The sequence below is a fragment of the Sphingobium aquiterrae genome (assembly GCF_037154135.1).
Taxonomy (GTDB): domain Bacteria; phylum Pseudomonadota; class Alphaproteobacteria; order Sphingomonadales; family Sphingomonadaceae; genus Sphingobium; species Sphingobium aquiterrae.
Window position 1 is genome coordinate 98,885 of record NZ_JBANFL010000018.1, and the last position, 14,887, is coordinate 113,771.

Sequence of the window (14,887 nt, forward strand, 5' to 3'; positions counted from 1 at the left end):
CTGGAAGCAGGATGGCGCGGCGCGGCGCTCATGCGATGATGCCCGCGACATGGAGGGCGATGCCCGCAACCGATGCGCCGCCCAGCGTCGTGAAGATGCCGATCTTCAGCCGGAACATGGCAAGGATCGCCGCGGCCGATATGGCAAGCGCCCAGATGTCCACGCTGGCAGGGACCGGCATGTCGAAATGCAGCGGCCCGGCCGCGAAGGGCTGGACCTCGCGAAAGATCGTATGGATCGCGAACCAGATCGCCAGGTTCAGAACCACGCCCACCACGGCGGCGGTGATTGCGGAGAGCGCGCCCGAAAGCGCCGTGTTGCCCCGCATCCGCTCGATGAACGGCGCGCCCAGGAAGATCCACAGGAAGCAGGGAATGAACGTGACCCAGGTGGCCAGCAATCCCCCCAGGGTTGCGGCCAGCAGCGGCGAAAGCATGCCCGGATGGCGATAGGCCGCCATGAAGCCCACGAACTGGAGCACCATGATCAGCGGGCCGGGCGTCGTCTCTGCCATGCCGAGCCCGTCGAGCATCTCCCGTGGCCCAAGCCAGTGATATTGCTCGACGGCCTGCTGCGCGACATAGGCAAGGACGGCATAGGCCCCGCCGAATGTTACCACCGCCATCTTCGAGAAGAAGGTCGCGATCTGGGTGAAGACATTGTCGTCTCCGGCGAACAGCACCAGCGCGGCCACGGGCGCCAGCCACAGGATCAGCCAGATGATGACCCGCCGGATCGACTGATGGATCGTCGGGCTGGCATGGGCGGGCAATGCCTCGCCCAGCAGCGTGTCGGCATCCTCGACAATCGCGCCCTTGCTCGCGCCATGCCCGCCGCCGATCCGAAAGGCCGGCACGCCGGCACGGCCGCCCAGATAGCCGATCAGCCCCGCGCCCAGCACAATGATGGGGAATGGCACGCCCATGAAGAAGATCAGAATGAAGGCGGTGGCCGCAAGTGCCCGCATGACGGCATTTTTGAGCGCGCGGCTGCCGATCCGGACGAGCGCCTGCAGCACGACCGCGAGCACCGCGCATTTGAGGCCGAAGAAAAGGGCCGAGACGAAGCCGACCCGGCCGTAAAGCGCATAGACCCAGCTCAGCGCCATGATCGACACCGCACCGGGCAGGACGAACAAGGCGCCGGCGATGATGCCGCCGCGCGTCTTGTGCATCAGCCAGCCGATATAGGTTGCCAGTTGCTGCGCCTCCGGCCCCGGCAACAGCATGCAGTAATTGAGCGCATGCAGGAAACGGTGCTCGCCGATCCATCGCTTCTCCTCGACCAGGATGCGGTGCATCACCGCGATCTGCCCGGCGGGGCCGCCGAAGGAGAGGGCGGCGATACGAAGCCACACCCAGAAGGCTTCGCCAAGCGAGACGGGCGCGATGGGCGCCGGCGCGTCGGCGGCCGCGGCATCGAAAACGGCGCTGCTCATGCGGACACCGGCCGGGCGCGGGCGCCCCTGGGCTGATGCGATACCCAGTCATGGGTCTCGCCCGTGGCATCGCGGCACCAGCGATAGAGCGCGTCATAGACCAGCATGCCGGCCTCAAGCTGTTCGAGGTCGTCCGCGAACATCCGCGACAGGCCAAGCGAGAGCGCGACCAGGCCCGCCGCTTCCGGGACGATATCGGGGCGCGCGGTGTCGGCGCCCCGCACGATCAGGGCCAGATGCGTGAGCGCGGGCAGGCCGGAAAGCCCGAAGGCATCCACCATCACGTCAAATGTGCAACGCTCGCCATCATGGCTCCAGATGACGCCGTCGCCCTCGATATCGAAGGGTGTCGCGCCGAACCGCTGGGCAACGCCCGCCACCTCGCCGGGGGCGACGAAGAGGAACACGGCCCCGGGATCGACAAAGCGGCGGATGAGCCAGGGACAGGCGATGCGGTCCACCTTGGGACGGGCGCGCGTGACCCACAGGGTCCGCCCGTGCCCGTCGCGCGCGGGCAATATCGATTGCGGCACCACCGGGTGGCCGGCCTTCACCCAGCCCTGGATGCCGCCATCCAGCGCCTCGGCCTCGGCGCCGGCCTGGCGCAGCCATGCGGCCGCGCCCTGGCTCAGCGCATGCCCCTCCCGGCAGACCAGGACGACATCGGAACCGGTGAACTCGGCCGCCCAATCGGCAACCTCCGTCCAGGGACGGCGCACGGCTCCGGGGATCAGCCGCGGATCGGCGGCAAAATCCTCATCCGTCCGCACGTCGACAATCGCCGGCCCGCCGGGGGTGCCGACAAGCCGGGCAAGTTTATCAATGGGAATGATCTGTAATGCAGACATGGAGCGCCCCTCGCCAAAAAGCAGGACGCGATACTTCAGCATGTCGCCTCATGGGGTGATCGCAAGCCCCATGCGTCTGATAATGCGGATACGGCCGTTGCTGTCAACAAAGACTTGCTTTGCCGCGCAAGGCTCCAAGGGCGGTTTGCGACCCGATGGCACCGGATCACCCGCTCCCATGCTTTTGATGTGCCGGATTTTCCGAGCCGTCAGGTGAGCCCAACTGACGGGAAAATGCGCTAGCCGGGCATCGGGCAATGCGACCAGACCGCCGCGAGCCGCCGGCGGGATTGTCGCTCGGCTGTAATCGAACGGATCATCACGGGTTGCCGCAGCGTCTCATCCATCGCGGGCGATCGGTGGATCGCGCGGACCACGTCCATGCCGCCGATCACGCGGCCGAAGACCGCAAAGCCCTGTCCGTCCGGATTGCGCCGGCCGCCAAAATCCATCTCCGGCGAGGGGCGCACCACGATCGACCAGCTCGACGTGGCGGTATCGGGGCCCCAGCGCGCCATGGACAGCGCGCCGGCGACATGCCCCAGGCCGGTGCGCGATGTCGGTTCGAGCGGGATCGGGCCGAAGCCGTCGAATTCCGGCCCCGCGCGCGCCTGCATCTGGATCACGTCGATCGGCACGGGGTTGGGGCCGGCCAGGTCGCTGCGCACCGTCCGGAAGAATGTGCCGCCATCGAAATGGCCCGCGCGCATGTACCGCAGGAAATTGCAGACCGTGACAGGCGCCGCCTGCGCCTCCAGCACCGCGCGGATCGTGCCGGCGGTTGTGTCCATCCGCACCACGAGTTGCGGTTGCGCGGCGCTGGCCGGCGCGATCAGGGCGAAGGCCAGTACGCCGGCCATCAGTCCCCTGGGTGAACGCATGTCCATGTGCCGGATGCCTTTATGGAGCGGAGATTACCGATTCTCGGGCGGGAGAGCCTCCCCGCGCTAGAATGCCCGGATCGCGCGGACGCGGCGGGGAAAGTCCTTGTCGTCGCCGTGCAGCCGGCCATTGTCGGCAAAGTCGATATGCGCGGCCATGTCCGCATCATGCTGCGACGATGCCCAATATTGGCAATTGTCCGCCATCCCGTCCTTGTGGAACGTGCCGATGCCGGTCGCGCACAGCGCTTTGTACATTTCGGCCAGCTCGTCGCGCGAGGGCAGGAACCAGCCGCCGACCCCGTTCAGGCGGAAGGCCGCGCAGAGCTGCGCCGCGCCCGTGGGCTCGGTGCAGCCGACCAGCATGTCCGCGCTGTTCCGACGGCCGGTGCCGATCGCAAGGCCGCGCGCGCCGGGGATCTCTTGGCGGAAGCAGCCCCATTTCGCGCCCATGCTCTGGTCGAACGGCGCGGCTTCCAGATAGCGCCAGCCGTCTTTGGCGGCGTTGGGATTGCGATAGAAGATCAGGCCGCCCGCCGGGCCGACATCGCCGACCTGATAGTCGTCCACCAGCAGCCAGCTCGTCATCTCGCCCACCCCGCGATTGGCCCAGAGATGATAGGGGATGAGGGTGAGGGGCGCGGTCTTGCCAGAGGGATCGGCGGCATGGCGCGCGGCGGTGTCGATTACTGTCGCGCCGCCGAACAGCCGCGTGTCGAAGCGCGGGGTGAGCGGCGCGTCGGATGCGACGACCAAGTCGAGCGCCGTGCGGCCCGGCGCATCGGGCCATTCGGCGCAATAGACGATGGGCCCGCGCGTGACGGCCATGCGGCGGCGGTCGTCCTCGACCCGCGCATCGGCGGTGACGCGCCGCGCCTCCATCGGGAAATCGAGCGTGACGATATCGCCGTCGCGCCAGTCACGCGTCAGCGCGACATAGCCGAGCCGGTCGGGCGCCGCCGGCACCGCTGCGCCGTTCACCGCGATCGCGACCGGCGCACTGGCCGGGCCGGCAGAGGCATCCGGGCCGGCAAAGGCATAGAGCCCGCCGGGCGTCACCTCGCCGCGCGCCCAGCCCGGGATGCGCAGCCGGATCGTCCCGCCGGCGGCGCCCGAAACGGCGATCCGCGTCTTGCCGTGCCATGGCAGGCCGCTCTCCACGCTGAGCGTGAGCCTGCCGTCGGGAAGGTCGAACGCCGCCTGGCTGGAGACATAGAGGTTCACATGGATCGCGCCGCCCTTGTCCTGCGCGTAGAGGAGCCCCGGCATCGCGGCGAGGAAGCGCACCAGATTGGGCGGGCAGCATTCCAGCGCGGCATGTTGCCAGCGCGCGTCGCGGCCGTCGCCGGCGCTGGCAAGGCGGTTGACGTAGAAGAAATGGTCGCCCGATTGCGACACGCCCGAGACGGCATTGTTGTACATGCCGCGCTCCATCACGTCGATATAGCGGCTGTCGCCCGTCGCCAGGAACAGGCGGTGGTTGAGCGTCTGCCACATCAGCACCGCGCAGGTTTCCGAATAGGCGGAGAGGTTGGGCAGCTGACAGGGCGCGCCAAAGCCTTCATTGCCGGTCGCGCCGACGCCGCCGGTCAGATAGAGCTTGGTGGTCGCGGCGTCGTTCCACATCGCCTGCGCCGCGTCGAAATAGCGCCGGTCGCCCGAGAACACGCCATATTCGACCATGGACAGCATCAGCGTGACGCCGTTGACGGCATGGCCCACCGCCTCGCGCTGCGCGATCACGGGCGCGTGCGATTGGGTATGGCGGCTGCGGCCCGGCGAATCCGCGCGCCCGCGCTGGTCGAGATAGTGTTTCGCGAGCGCCAGATGCCGGGGATCGCGCGTCACCCGATAGAGATGGAGGCAGCTCAGCGCATGCCGCTCGCCGCCGGGAAAGGGCGGGTCGCTCTCACGAAACTGGCGGTCGAGTGCGTCGGCGGCGGGCAGCGTCTTGTCGATCAGCCGGCGGTCGCCCAGCGTGGCATGGAGCGCGGCGCCCAGCTCGAACTGGCGGTTCTCGCCGCCCGCGCCCGGCGTGGCGAGCATCGCCGCGATGCACCGCTCGACATAGGGCTTGAGGTCCAGATCCTCGCGCGTCTTCGCGGTATAGATCGCCGCCTCCAGCACGCCGCCGTTCAGCCGCTCGGCAACGTCGCCGAGCTTGGCGATCTCGAAGGGGAGCGTGACCTCGGCGTTGCGCGCGACCTTGGGCGCCCAGAAATCGTCCTTGAGCGCGACTTCCCAGAAGGGCTTGGCGCTGAGCGGGAAGTCGCGGCCCGTGGGGAAGGCGGGGCTTGCTGCGGGTGGCGTGGCGGTCCCGGCCTGCGTTCCGGCCTGTGCCCTGGCCGCCAGGGCGAGGCCGCCGATCGCGCCGGACGCGGTGGCGAGGAACTGGCGCCGTTGCAGTCTGGGTGAAGTCATTGCGGCTCTCCGTGGTTCAATGCTCTGGTTCGTGCGCGGGCTTTTCAGCCGCGCGCGGTGCGTGCCATCTCGGCATTGCGCGCCGCCGCCGCTGCCAGCGTGGCCGCCATCAGCGTCGCCAGGGCGTCGTCGCGGTCGAGCACTTCAAGGCCCGCGAGCGTGACCCCGCCCGGACTGGCGACGCGCTGCGCGAGCGCGGCGGGATCGGTGTCGTCGGCGATCAGCATCGCGCCCGCGCCCGCCATGGTGTGCGCGATCAGCCGCAGGGCCTGCGCGCGCGACAGGCCCTGGGCAACGCCGGCCGAGGCGACGGCATCGGCGAAGCGGAACAGGAAGGCGGGGCCGCAGCCCGAGACGGAGGTGGCGGCGTCGATCTGCGCTTCGCCATCGAGCCATTCGACGGCGCCGAGCGGGGCGCAGAGCCGCCCGGCCAGCGCGCGCATCGCGGGCGGGCCTTCGCCGGCCAGCGCGGTGATGCCCTTGCCGATTGCCGAAGGCAGGTTGGGCACGGCGCGCACGATGGCGCCGGCCGCCGGGAAATGCCGGCGCAGTGTGTCGATCTCCACCGCCGCGAGGATCGACAGCAGCAGCGTGCCGGGGCCGACCAGCGGCGCATAGGCTGGCGCCGCCTGCGCCAGCATCTGCGGTTTCATCGCCAGCACCAGCGCGTCGAGCGGCACCGGTCCGCCCGGCGCGGCGGCGAGCAGGCGGACGCCGGCCGGCACGTCGGGGAGCCGGGGGTCGACAACGGTGATCGACGTCGCCCCGCGCCCCTGGCTCAGCCAGCCGGTCAGCAGCGCGCCGCCCATATTGCCACAGCCGGCCAGCAGCACGGCGTCGCCGCCGGCATCATGGATGCGGTCGCTGTCGACGGACGGCATTGCGATGTCCATGGTCCCTCTGCCGCCGCGTTCAGGGTTTCACCGCGGCGAAATGCCGGGCGTACCAGTCGATCGAGCGGTCGAGGAAATCGGCGATATGCTGGGTCTCGCGCATGCCATGCCCTTCGCGCGGATAGCGCAGCATGATCGCCTCGACCCCCACATCGTGCAGCGCGGTGAAATATTGTTCGTCCTCGGCCGGGTTGACCAGCAGGTCGGCATCGCCATGGCTGAGCATGATCGGCGTCTTGACCTTGTCGACGAAGCGGATCGCCGAGCGGCCCCACAGCATGTCGTTGATGCCGTCTTCATGCGGCTTGCCGAAATATTCCTGCTGCAGATAGTCGTGATAGACCGACATATAATTGTGGCTGACAAGGTTGGAGATGCCCGCCCAGGGGATCGCCGCCTTGAACCGCGTCGTCTGGGTGATCAGCCAGTCGGTGAGCTGGCCGCCATAGCTGGCGCCCTCGACGCCGAGCCGGTCGGCATCGATCCAGGGATATCGCGCGATTGCCGCGTCGAGCCCGGCGAGCACGTCGCGGCCCTCGCCGCCGTCCTGGTCGCGCGCGATCAGGTTGGCGAAGCTCTGGCCATAGCCGGTCGAGCCGCGATAATTGACCATCAGCGAGGCATAGCCCCTGGCCGCCAGCGCCTGGTTCTTGGCCGAGAAGGCCGGGCCCTGCTGGCCGTGCGGGCCGCCATGGATCACCACGATCAGCGGATATTTGCCCCTGGCCCCCGGATCATAGCCGATCGGCATGGTCAGGAACGCTTCGACATCGCGATCGTCGAAGGTCTTGAAGGTGAAAGCCTCGACCTGGGCGATCTTCTTCTTGCCCAGCAGATCGGCGTTGAGGCCGGTCAGCGCCCTGGGCGCGGCATTGCCGTGGAAGGCATAGAGTTCGGCAAGGTCGCCCGGCGTCGCCATCGCCGCCACCACGTCGCCGTCCGGCGCGACCGCGAAGGCGCTCACCGAAGCGCGCATGGCCGGGGAAGGGCCGATCCGCTCGGGCGTGCCGCCCTGATAGGGCAGGCGATAGAGGCCGACGCTGCCGTGCGCCTGCACGGTGAAATAGAGCCATTTCCCGTCGGGCGACCAGAGCGGGCGGCTCTGGGTCGAATCCACGACCTGCCCGATCTCCCTGGCGGTGCCGGTCGCGACGTCCAGCGTCCAGACGTGCGGCTCCTCCATGTTGCTTTCGGACGAGGTGAGCTGCCGCTTGAGCCCCGAATAGGCGATCGTCCTGCCGTCGGGCGACCAGCTTGGCGCCCATTCGATCCCCTTGGTCCGGGTGATCTGCCGCACGGCCCTGGTCGCGACATCGACGGTGAAGATGTCGGCATTATAGGTGAGGTCGGGATCGGCCTCATGGTTGGAGACGAACAGCAGCGTTTTGCCGTCCGGCGCCCAGTCGGGCGAATGTTCGTAATAATCGCCGTCGGTAAGCTGCGTCACCTTGCCGCTGGCGACGTCGGCGACGAACAGGTGCAGATGCTTGTTGTCGTTGAACCGGTCGGGGAAGCCGCGCGCCGGGCGATACCAGTAGCGGGTGATGACGATGGGATCGGCTTCCATCTCCGGCACGGTCGATGGCGTCGCCGAGACGAAGGCGATGCGGGTGCCGTCGGGCGACCAGGTATAGCGATCGCCCATGCGCGGCAGCGGATGGTTGGTGTCGTCCATGGGCGCGAGCGGGCGGGCGTTCGTGCCATCCGCATCGGCCAGGATCAGCCCGTCGCCGCCGCGATAGACCACCCTGGTCCCGTCGGGCGAAAAGCGCGGGCCGTCGCCCTCCACCCCTTGGGCACTGCCCCAGGGCCGGGTCGCGCCGGTCGCCCTGTCGAGCGTCCAGATGCGGGTATAGGGCGCGCCGATGCGGTCGGCATATTGCACGGTGAACAGCGCCAGCTTGCCGTTCGGCGCGACCTGGGGATCGGCGACCGAGCGCAGGTGGAACAGGTCGGCGCTGGCGAGCCCGGCGGCGCTGCTGGGCGGCGGCACTTGCTGCGCGGGCGGTCGCGATATCGCGGGTTTCTGCTGGGCCAGTGCCGGCGTTGCCGCGGCGGTGGCGAACGCCGCCATGGCAAAGGTGGCGAGATATCGGGCCTTGCGCCCTGTTCCTACCATCATCACGAACCCCCATTCTGCATCGATTTTGCTTCTCGATTCGAACGTATACGGTATATGAAATGGGAAACCTAGAGGGGAAGTGCGCATGAAGGCGAAGGTGGTTCTGGCCCTGGTGTTGCTCTGCGGTGCCCCCGTTCCGGCGCTGGCACAGGCTGCGGTCCAGACGGCGGCGCATGAAGGTGAAACGGCCGCCGATGCCCGGTTCCGCGCGCTCTACACCCGCGAATGGGCATGGCGGCAGCGCGAGATCGGCATCGAGGACGAGGATGATTCGAACCTGCCGATCCGATCGCGGCTGCCCGATGTCTCGGCCGCGACCCAAGAGAAACGGCGCGCCTATCTCGAACAGGTGCAGGCGGCGCTGGATGCGATCAGGCCCGCCGGCCTCTCGCCCAGGGTGCAGGTGGATTATGCCGTCTATCATGCGCAGATCGAGGCGCTGGTCGCGCGCTGGAGGTTCCGCGACTGGGAGAAGCCGGTCGGCTCGTCGGGCGGTTTCTGGAACGGCGCGGCGCGCGACGCGCGGCGGCCGTTCCGCACCGAGCAGGATTATCTCAACATCCTGTCGCTGATGCGCGACGTGCCGCGCTATTTCGACGAGCAGGTGGCGAACATGCAGGCGGGGCTGGCGCGCGGCTTCACCGCGCCACGCGCGACCCTGGTCGGCCGGGACAAGCCGCTGGCGGCAATCGCCGAGGCGGCCTCGCCTCAGGCGACGCCCTTCTATGCGCCGTTCAGGGACATGCCGGCGACCATCCCCGCCGCGCGGCAGGCGGAATTGCGGGCGCAGGCGGTGGCGCTGATCCGCGACATGGTGATCCCGGCGCATAAGAAGGTGCTCGCCTTCTTCCGCGACACCTATATCCCCGGCGCGCGCGAGACGCTGGCGGCCGAGGCGCTGCCCGACGGCAAGGCCTATTACCGCTCGAAGATCCGCGAGTTCGTGACGCGTGACATGGACCCGGACATGATCCACCGGATCGGCCTTGAGGAAGTCGCCAAGATCCAGGCGGAGATGGTCGCGACGATGCGCGAGACCGGGTTCAAGGGCGATCTCCATGCCTTTTTCGACGTCCTGCGCACCGATCCGCGTTTCTACCCGACCAGCGAGGAGCAGTTGCTGCGCGAGGCGGCGTGGATCGCCAAGCGCTTCGACGCCAAGGCGAACCTGTGGTTCGGCCGCATGCCGCGCCGCCGCTTCGGCATCACCCCGATGCCGGCGGCGACCGCGCCCTTCTCGACCTATGCGCTGGGCGGGCCGGGCTATTTCCTGCTCAACACCTATAATCTGCCGCAGCGGCCGATGTACGTGCTGACGGCGCTGACGCTGCATGAATCCGCGCCGGGCCATGGCTTCCAGATGCCGCTGGCCGAGGAGAATGAGGATCAGCCGGACTTCCGCCGGAAAGTCTATATGTCCGCCTATGGCGAGGGCTGGGGGCTTTATTGCGAGAAGCTGGGTGTCGAGATGGGCATATACCAGACGCCCTATGACCTGTTCGGCATGCTCAACTATCAGGTGTGGCGCGCGGTGCGGCTGGTGGTCGATACCGGCATCCACGCCGGGGGCTGGAGCCGCGACCGGGCGATCGGGTATATGAAGGACAATACGTCGCTGACCGACCAGGAGATCACGACCGAAGTCGATCGCTACATTGCCGGGCCAGGGCAGGCATTATCCTATTATCTGGGCGAGATGGCGATAGTCGATGCGCGGACCAGGGCAGAAAAGGCGCTGGGATCGAAATTCGACATCCGCAATTTTCACGATATGATACTTGAACTGGGATCGGTGCCGTTGCCGGTGCTGGCCGCGCGGGTCGACCGCTTTATTGCCGAAGGCGGCAGGAGTCCCTGGCAAACCCCCTGAGTCGATTTGGGGCGGCGCAGATTGCATAAGTCCGGTAGATTTTATACTGACAGGCGGCGAACAATCATAAAGAGCAGAAGCGCCCATGAGCCTTGTCATCCGCACGCTGTCCGACCAGCTGGTGAATCTGGTCCGCGACCGTATCCTTTCCGGCAAGGTGGCGCCTAACGGCCCGATCCGGCAGGATGCCCTGGCCAACGAGCTTGGCATCAGCAAGATCCCGCTGCGGGAGGCGCTGGCGCGGCTGGAGGAGGAAGGGCTGGTGCAGAGCCAGGCCAATCGGGGCTTCTTCGTGCGCCAGCTCAGCACGGCCGAGGCGGAGGAGGTCTATGCCCTGCGCCTGAAGCTGGAGCCCGATGCGGTCGTGCTGGCCGCCGAGCATGCGACCCCGGCCGACCATCAGGTGGCGACCGACATGCTGGCGACGCTCTATCAAGTGACCGACGAAGGCGGGGAGGGCGTGGGCGCCTTCAACCGGGCCTTCCACCTGGCGCTGCTGAAACCCAGCGGGCAGGCGATCACCGTCAACATCCTTGAGCGGCTGCATGTCTTGTCGGAACGCTATGTGCGCAAGCATCTGGAGCCGCTGGGCCGCGACGAGCGCGCGAACGAGGAGCATCGCCGGATACTCGACGCCTGGCTGGCGAAGGATCTCGACACGCTGCGCGCACTGGTCGTCGCGCATATCCAGCAGACGCTGGACGACTTGCGGCAGCAATTGGCGGCGGCGGCGGAATAGCCGCGTCATCCCGGCGGGTGCCGGGTTCCCCAAAAAAAGCTCTGGCTGGAGCATGATCGGATCGGATGGAATCGGATCATGTCCGGCCTGTCTTATGTTGTCCGCATTTGCCGAGCCGCCGGATGAGGGCATCTGCCCGGGAAACATTTCGGGCGCCCGAGGTGCCGATCGCCGGCAGTCGCGACGATAGTGCGTTGACACGACTGCATGGCTGTTGGATAAAGTATACTATTATTCCGAAAAAGGGTTTGGTATGCGGTTTGGCTTCGTGATCGTTGCGGCTTGTGTGCAGGTGCTTGCGGCACCGGCAATCGCTCAGAACCTGACGGTCGAGCAGATTTACGGTGCGGATGCGGTATCTCTGGACCGTCCGCTGGTGAGCAAGTGGCTGGGCAGGGGCGATGCCTATACCACACTTGAGAAATCGGGCTCGGTGGCCGACGGGATCGACATCGTCCGCTACGAGACCGCGACCGGCAGGCGGTCGGTGCTGGTCGATGCCGCGATGCTGAAGCCCGCGGGCGTCGGCGCGTCGCTGGCGGTTTCCGATTATTCCTGGTCGCCCGACGGGCAGAAGCTGATGCTGTTCGTGCGCGGTGCGGTGGCGCGGCGGAACAATCCGGTGGGCGACTACTGGCTGTTCGACCTGAAGACGCATGCGCTGCGCCAGATCGGCACGGATTGCCCGGCGCTCAGCCTGATCTATGCCGATTTCGCGCCCGATGGCCGCCATGTTGCCTATGTCAGCGGCAACGACCTCTATGTGGAGGGCGTGGCCGACGGCGCGGCGACGCGGCTCACCACCGGCGGTTCCGAACGCATCCTCAACGGCCGCAGCGACGTGGTGTATGAGGAGGAGTTCGGCCTCGGCAAGGCGTTCGAATGGAGCCCGGATTCGCGGCACATCGCCTATTGGCAGTTCGACACCGACGGCGTCGGCACCTTCTACATGATCCGCAACACCGACGGGCAATATTCAAAGCCGGTGCCGCAGCAATATCCCAAGCCGGGCACCACCAACTCGGCAGTCAAGGTGGGCGTGACCGCGATCGATGCGCCGGCGACGACCTGGTTCGCGCTCGAAGGCGACCCGCGCAACAATTATGTGTCGCGCATGGGCTGGGCCGATGCCGGCCATGTGCTGATCCAGCATGAGAACCGCCTGCAGAACGCCAATCGCGTGATGCTGGGCGACATCGCCGACGGCGCGGTGCGGCCGGTGTTCACCGACAGCGACAAGGCCTGGGTCAACGTCAATACCGATGTGCAGTTCACCCGCGCCGGCACGTTCACCTGGCTGAGCGAGCGCGACGGCTGGCGCCACCTCTATCTGGTCGGCCGCGACGGCAGGCTGGACCTGCGCACGCCGGGCCAGTTCGACGTGGTCAGCATCGAGAATATCGACGAGGCGGCGGGCTATGCCTATTTCATCGCCTCGCCCGACAATGTCACCCAGCGCTATCTTTACCGCGCACGGCTGACCGGCGCGGCGAAGATCGAGCGGCTGAGCCCGGTGACGCAGCCCGGCAGTCACAGCTATGACATCGCGCCGGGCGCCAGATGGGCGTTCCACAGCTTTTCCACGGTCGACACGCCGCCCGTGACCGACGTGGTCAGCCTGCCCGACCACAAGGTGGCGCGGGTGATGGCCGACAATGCGCGGATGCGCGCCTTCGTCGCCGCGACGCCGCACCAGCCGACCGAATTCTTCAAGGTCGATATCGGCGGCGGCACCGTGCTCGACGCCTGGATGATGAAGCCGCCGCATTTCGACCCGGCGAAGAAATATCCGTTGCTCGTCTATGTCTATTCCGAGCCCGCCGGGCAGACCGTGGCGGACCATTGGGGCGGCGACCGCTATCTGTGGCACATGATGCTGGCGCAGCAGGGCTATCTGGTGGCGAGCGTCGACAGCCGCGGCGCGGCGGCGCCGCGCGGGCGCGACTGGCGCAAGAGCATCTATCGCCAGGTCGGCATCCAGGCCTCGGCCGATCAGGCGGCGGCGGTCGGGAAGATGATCGCCACTCGGCCCTATATCGACGGGAGCCGCATCGGTGTGTGGGGCTGGAGCGGCGGCGGCGCGATGACGCTCAACGCGATGTTCCGCTATCCCGATCTCTACAAGACCGGTATCGCGGTGGCCGGGCCGGCCAACCAGCTGCTCTATAATTCGATCTATCAGGAGCGCTATATGGGCCTGCCCAGCGACAATGCCGCCGGCTATCGCGACGGATCGCCGATCACCTTTGCGCAGAACCTGAAGGGCGATCTGCTGATCGTCCACGGCACCGGCGACGACAATGTCCATTACCAGAACACCGAACAGCTCACCGACCGGCTGATCGGCCTCAACAAGCAATTCTCGATGATGGCCTATCCCAATCGCACCCATGGCATCACCGAGGGCCCCAATACCCGGCTCCACCTGTTCACGATGCTGACCAACTATCTGCACGCGCATCTGCCGGCCGGTCCGAAGGAAGGGCAATGATGTCCATGCCATCGCCGATCCGGGATGGGGAGGCCCGCAACTGATGTCCGCGACAGTGCGATTGTCACTCGACGAGGTGCGTGCGCTCGCGCGTGCGGTGCTGGCGCATTGCGGTCTCGCGCCGGCCCATGTGGATGCGGTGGCGGAGACGATGGTGGCGGGCGAGCGCGACGGTTGCGCCTCGCACGGCATCTATCGGCTGCTGGTCTGCGCGCATACGATGCGGGCGGGCAGGGTGGTGCGCGATGCCGAGCCGGTGGTGCGCGATGCGCCGCCCGCGCTGGTGCGGGTCGATGCCGGCGGCGGCTATGCGCAACTTGCCTTCGCGCTCGGGCGGCCGCTGCTGGAAGAGCGCGCGCGCCGCTATGGGATCGCGGCGCTGGCGATCACCGATTGCGTGCATTTCGCGGCGCTGTGGCCCGAAGTGGAGGCCATCGCGGCGGCCGGGCTGGTCGCCTTCGCCTTCACGCCCAGCCATGCCTGGGTGGCGCCGGCGGGCGGGACCGCACCGATTTTTGGGACCAACCCCATCGCGTTCGGCTGGCCGCGACCGCATGGACACCCTTATGTCTTCGATTTCGCGACCAGCGCCGTCGCGCGCGGCGAGATCGAGCTGCATCGGCGTGCGGACAAGCCGATTCCGCCGGGCTGGGGTATCGACGCGCATGGTGCCCCCACCACCGATGCGGCCGAGGCGCTGGCCGGGGCGATGCTGCCCTTCGGCGGGCACAAGGGGTCGGCGCTGGCGACGATGGTCGAGCTGATCGCGGGGCCGCTGATCGGAGACCTGACCAGCCGCGAATCCATTGCTGTCGATGATGGCGCGAAGGCATCGCCGCTTGGCGGCGAGCTGCTGATCGCGATCGACCCGCAGGGCTTTCTGGGGGCGGGCATGCTGGCGCACCTGGAACGCGCGGAGGGGGTGTTCGAGGGAATCCTCGCACAGGGCGCGCGGCTGCCGTCGCAGCGCCGCTATGAAGCGCGCGCGCGCAGCCTGGCTGAAGGCGTGGAGGTCTCGGCGGCGTTGCTGGAGGATATCCGCGCGCTTTTAGGCTGATCCGACTCGAGCGGGAGCTGGTTCTTCAGCGCTGATTCCAAGCCGACGCGTCACCCGTGGCGCCCGTCCCCTGGGTGCCCATCCCCTCGGGTCCGTTCTGCGGTTATTCTTTGGTGTGGGTTGTGTC

The 14,887-nt window shown here is 67.6% G+C and carries 10 protein-coding genes; 4 read left to right on the top strand and 6 right to left on the bottom strand.

Features of this window, described 5'->3' with window-relative positions; translation table 11 throughout:
* Window positions 1-28 precede the first annotated feature (28 nt).
* From chrA to WFP78_RS18295, 6 genes are all read right to left on the bottom strand, one after another.
* Complete coding sequence (gene chrA, locus WFP78_RS18270) at window positions 29-1,438, bottom strand: chromate efflux transporter (RefSeq protein WP_336965608.1); 1,410 nt, start codon at window positions 1,436-1,438, stop codon at window positions 29-31.
* Window positions 1,435-2,286, bottom strand: coding sequence for a sulfurtransferase/chromate resistance protein (locus WFP78_RS18275; RefSeq protein WP_336965636.1), 852 nt, complete (start codon window positions 2,284-2,286; stop codon window positions 1,435-1,437). Before WFP78_RS18275 ends, chrA begins: the two co-directional genes overlap by 4 nt.
* A gap of 239 nt (window positions 2,287-2,525) precedes the next feature.
* Window positions 2,526-3,173 carry a peptidylprolyl isomerase gene (locus tag WFP78_RS18280; RefSeq protein ID WP_336965610.1) on the bottom strand — a complete coding sequence of 216 codons (648 nt, stop codon included), beginning with the start codon at window positions 3,171-3,173 and terminating at the stop codon, window positions 2,526-2,528.
* 60 nt (window positions 3,174-3,233) lie between these two features.
* Entirely contained in the window at window positions 3,234-5,588 is a 2,355-nt protein-coding gene (locus WFP78_RS18285) for a beta-L-arabinofuranosidase domain-containing protein (RefSeq protein ID WP_336965612.1), read from the bottom strand.
* A gap of 44 nt (window positions 5,589-5,632) precedes the next feature.
* Window positions 5,633-6,481 carry a pyrroline-5-carboxylate reductase family protein gene (locus tag WFP78_RS18290; protein ID WP_336965614.1) on the bottom strand — a complete coding sequence of 283 codons (849 nt, stop codon included), beginning with the start codon at window positions 6,479-6,481 and terminating at the stop codon, window positions 5,633-5,635.
* Between the two features lie 19 nt (window positions 6,482-6,500).
* Window positions 6,501-8,603: a S9 family peptidase gene (locus WFP78_RS18295; RefSeq protein ID WP_336965617.1), complete on the bottom strand. Its 2,103-nt coding sequence runs from the start codon at window positions 8,601-8,603 to the stop codon at window positions 6,501-6,503.
* Window positions 8,604-8,688: 85 nt separating this feature from the next.
* Between WFP78_RS18295 and WFP78_RS18300 the strand changes: the two genes are divergently transcribed.
* From WFP78_RS18300 to WFP78_RS18315, 4 genes are all read left to right on the top strand, one after another.
* On the top strand, window positions 8,689-10,473 hold the full coding sequence (locus tag WFP78_RS18300; protein WP_336965619.1) for a DUF885 domain-containing protein: 1,785 nt from the start codon (window positions 8,689-8,691) through the stop codon (window positions 10,471-10,473).
* Window positions 10,474-10,558: 85 nt separating this feature from the next.
* The gene (locus WFP78_RS18305; protein WP_336965621.1) at window positions 10,559-11,212 is read left to right on the top strand and encodes a GntR family transcriptional regulator; all 654 of its coding nucleotides are present in this window, start codon (window positions 10,559-10,561) and stop codon (window positions 11,210-11,212) included.
* A gap of 253 nt (window positions 11,213-11,465) precedes the next feature.
* Entirely contained in the window at window positions 11,466-13,703 is a 2,238-nt protein-coding gene (locus WFP78_RS18310) for a S9 family peptidase (protein ID WP_336965623.1), read from the top strand.
* A gap of 43 nt (window positions 13,704-13,746) precedes the next feature.
* Window positions 13,747-14,760: an Ldh family oxidoreductase gene (locus WFP78_RS18315; RefSeq protein ID WP_336965626.1), complete on the top strand. Its 1,014-nt coding sequence runs from the start codon at window positions 13,747-13,749 to the stop codon at window positions 14,758-14,760.
* Window positions 14,761-14,887 lie beyond the last annotated feature (127 nt).